Origin of the sequence: Moellerella wisconsensis ATCC 35017 (genome assembly GCF_001294465.1) — a bacterium.
GTDB lineage: Bacteria > Pseudomonadota > Gammaproteobacteria > Enterobacterales > Enterobacteriaceae > Moellerella > Moellerella wisconsensis.
Genome location: NZ_LGAA01000023.1, coordinates 1 through 3,664 on the forward strand (window position 1 = coordinate 1; position 3,664 = coordinate 3,664).

Consider the following 3,664-nt stretch of genomic DNA (forward strand, 5'->3'; position numbering starts at 1 on the left):
ATCTTCCGTAAGTTGGCTTACATCTTTGCTATACAGTTTCTCGGATAACATTCCAACTGCTTCAGCGGTCACCGCACCGAGTGACTGGGCGCCCTCATTTTCACCTTTTGCCAGCGCTAATGCAACATTGGCAATACCGTGAGCAACGAGGCGACCTTCCTGATTTTCTTTCGGTATTTGCTTGGCAATTTCATTCGCGATATATGGCGCGCTGGCATTCGCCACCGCTTTATTTACATCGCCATTTACCAATCCTTGGATTAACGCCGTGCCTGATTCGACGATACGGCGCTTATCGCCGCCCACTCCCCACTCTGACGCTTGAACCGATTTTTCAATACGGTCATTTAATACCGCATCTCGAATGGCCGTTTCATCCCCTTTTACGTTCGGGTCTTTGATAGAATCAATGGCTTTCTTGCGCTCATCATCTGTAACTGGCGTTTTATCAAAGTTTTCCCTTTCTTTCTTAGTCGCTTTTATCCTTTCATCCGTCACCTCAATATCGGTAATCTGCTTGCCTAACTCGCCGATTAACTGCGTTTTCTCAATCCGCTTTTGCTCTTTTTCTTTATCAAAAATGGTATTGAGTTTTTCATGGGCGTTGTCCGTATCACGGCTTAAGTCGTTGATATCTTGTTTTTGATTATCCTTATCGCGAATAACAATCTCACCTTCCGACACCGCTGAATGTGTGGTGTTGCTGTCTTTGCCTGCATTGATACCCGTTTGTTTATCCACCGATTGATAATCGCTGTGCATCTCGGTTTTATTGGCATTCACCGAAGCCGTGGTATTCAAGCCCGTTCCTATACTGCCGCTTAAACTCCCGCCCTGTTGCTTTGAGTCGTATTTATCGGTGGTTTGTTAAGATATCTTTTATATAACAAGAGAAATAAATAAAAAGATTAGACGCAGATCTTCGTGCCGACGGCTAAAGGTGAAGTAATTAAAATCAGACTATATTCAGTGAGTTATTTACAAAATAGAGATCAACCCAACCTCAGCCCATAACTGATCATCAGCGGTAAGTAATTGAGTGAGTTTGGGTTTGAGATGAGCACGCACCGGACAGTTGATTATCCAGTTGGCAGAGGGGAGTGAGACGGCTAAGGGAGATCCCAGTGTGAGACTGAGATCTTTTCTTAAACTATGATTATTAGCATAATTCATCCCCAGCGAGTACAGCTGGATAATATCGTCCTCCACTTCCTCCGACTGCCCCAAGGGCACAGAGAGCCAGTCATATTCACTCATAAGCTTCATTCATAGGTCACTCCTCTGTCAATCATCTTATGGGAATGAGCTATAAAGACTAATGACGGGCTAAGGGATTTTAGGGTCGGGGCTAAAAACGTAAAAAACCAAGCCGGTGGAATTCCGGCTTGGTTGGTGGGAAAACTCCAATAGTATGCAGAGATTTACTTTATCTAAGTATTAAGCTACAACGAGATAATGTGTTATCCAATTTAAATTGAAAATTTAGATCATAATTTTGATATTGATACTTAATCCAAAGATCAATGTGTCCAAGAAGCATATCCACATTTCCCCCACCTTCCTGTAATGGCTCTCCTAAAGCCCTAATCACATCTTTTTTATTCCATCCTGCACAGATATCAGATATTAATTTATCTTTATACCTACCGTAGCCATCATCATCATTAAAATAAAAATGGACATGATTTAATACGTTTTCTCTGAAACCTATTTCTATTCCTGAAAGAACAAAAGCATAATATGTGGTTCTGCCTAATGCATCATTGAATTCAATAGGATCGCTGGATATGTCAGCAACTTCGTTTATTGATAAACAAAGTTGTTTAACCTCTTTAGAGGTTTGTGTTTTACCGAGAGCATTGATAAATTTAATCCATTCAGCCATTACTTAATTACTCCTTTATCCCTATTTCGTTCTACTATTTTTTTAATTGCATCATCAACCAATTTTGGATCATAACCACGATCTACCATATTTTTTCTTAATGCTTCTGTATCACGACATTGTGCCCCACAAAGATCAGCAGCATCCTTTTGTACTTGAGTCGCCGAATTTTTTCCTTTGTATGTGGGCCCATCTGCATGAATATCTTTAGGCACTTCAACTGTTGTTGCATTATTAAAAAGTTTATTTGACTCTTCTTTCGTAAGAGGCCTACCTAATTCAGTTTCTTTTGCTTTTCTCAATGCAGCGAAAGAAGGAATGTGATCATGCTCTACCCGTTTGTTTATCCACCGATTGATAATCGCTGTGCATCTCGGTTTTATTGGCATTCACAGAAGCCGTGGTATTCAAGCCCGTTCCTATACTGCCAGACACACTGCCACTCTGTTGCTTTGAGTCATATTTTTCAGTGGTTTGTTAAGATATTTTTTGTATAACAAGAGAAATAAATAAAAAGATTAGACGCAGATCTTCGTGCCGACGGCTAAAGGTGAAGTGGTTAAAACCAAACGATATTCAGTGGGTTATTTACAGAGTAAAGGTCAACCCAACCTCAGCCCACAACTGATCATCAGCGGTAAGTAATTGAGTGAGTTTGGATTTGAGGTAAGTACGCACCGGACAGTTGATTATCCAGTTGGCAGAGGGGAGTGAGACGGCTAAGGGAGATCCCAGTGTGAGACTGAGATCTTTTCTTAAACTATGATTTTATAAAGAGTATCGGATGCCGCTAGATATTTTTCAAATCGGTTAAGAGAACTATGTCATTTCTTTTAATAATTTCAAGTTCATCGGAATTAGGTAGATTATCAATCAACCTTTTAATTGTTCCACGCACATATCTAGATTCTTGATAGCTTTTTCCTGCATCCTTAGTAAAAATGAGCCGCTCTTCATCTCCATTAAACCCTAAATAAAACCAATACCCGCGGCCGCTTATTTCAGCCACACCTGTATCAAGCCAGATGATGCCTTCCGGTGCGCCTTCTGAAAAGTCCAATTCATCCAAATCCACGTTGCCAATGTCTGGTGTCCTTTCAATTAGTTCATTACATATACTATCTTTTAGGGACGATATTGCCACATAGAGGTCAATAGCAACACTTTCACCAGGGATTAACTTTTCATTGATAACAAAATTAAACATTCCGCTTGGGGATGAATAATCAGAAATAATAAATTCTATTTGAAATGCTATTTTCAAAAAATCATCGCCAATAATCATTTTATTTTCCAGCCTTGCTGTTTTTTTAGTGCAGATTTAACATCATTCGGCAAAATTAATGGGTTTCTTTTATCTGCTGTGCTACCTGCCCAGTGCCATTTCCCGGTATTATCTGGCATGAATTGATGTATATTTCCACTATCATCCATGGTATAGCGTACTTTTTGATTTTTAGCATTAACTGAAACTGAATTTTCAAAAAGATTTAAAGAATTTTTAGGTTCAATGCCTGCGTTACGTGGTGGATTAATAGTATGCTTTGGATTTGACTGATTATCTAAACCATTACTTGCAGTAACAGGATCTTTAACAGGTATTGGACTTCCTTTACCACTACCGTTATTTCCCTTTTTGCCTTGAAGAACTTTACCAAGAGCGATCCCTGTTGCTGTCTTAGCAAGATCTTCTTTACTCGCCCCATTATCCACTAAATTAAGGATATTTTTGACATCAACAGGAGCTATCAAGCCGCCAAGCGTACTATCTTTTTGTGG

Annotated in this window: 6 protein-coding genes; all 6 read right to left on the minus strand. The window is 39.6% G+C overall.

The annotated features are described in order from the left end of the window. On the minus strand, positions 1-801 hold an 801-nt coding region (locus tag M992_RS11895), incomplete at its 3' end, for a hypothetical protein (RefSeq protein ID WP_248842529.1). A gap of 177 nt (positions 802-978) precedes the next feature. Then, positions 979-1,266 carry a hypothetical protein gene (locus tag M992_RS11900; protein WP_053908794.1) on the minus strand — a complete coding sequence of 96 codons (288 nt, stop codon included), beginning with the start codon at positions 1,264-1,266 and terminating at the stop codon, positions 979-981. Between the two features lie 160 nt (positions 1,267-1,426). Further along, complete coding sequence (locus M992_RS11905; RefSeq protein WP_053908795.1) at positions 1,427-1,885, minus strand: DUF6392 family protein; 459 nt, start codon at positions 1,883-1,885, stop codon at positions 1,427-1,429. After that, complete coding sequence (locus M992_RS11910) at positions 1,885-2,274, minus strand: hypothetical protein (protein WP_053908796.1); 390 nt, start codon at positions 2,272-2,274, stop codon at positions 1,885-1,887. The genes M992_RS11905 and M992_RS11910 overlap by 1 nt, the downstream gene beginning before the upstream one ends. 401 nt (positions 2,275-2,675) lie before the next feature. After that, positions 2,676-3,170, minus strand: a complete 495-nt coding sequence (locus M992_RS11915; RefSeq protein WP_053908797.1) for an Imm42 family immunity protein — start codon at positions 3,168-3,170, stop codon at positions 2,676-2,678. Then, positions 3,167-3,664, minus strand: a 498-nt coding sequence (locus M992_RS15505) for a hypothetical protein (protein ID WP_248842530.1), incomplete at its 5' end; no start/stop codon positions are given. The genes M992_RS11915 and M992_RS15505, both read right to left, overlap by 4 nt.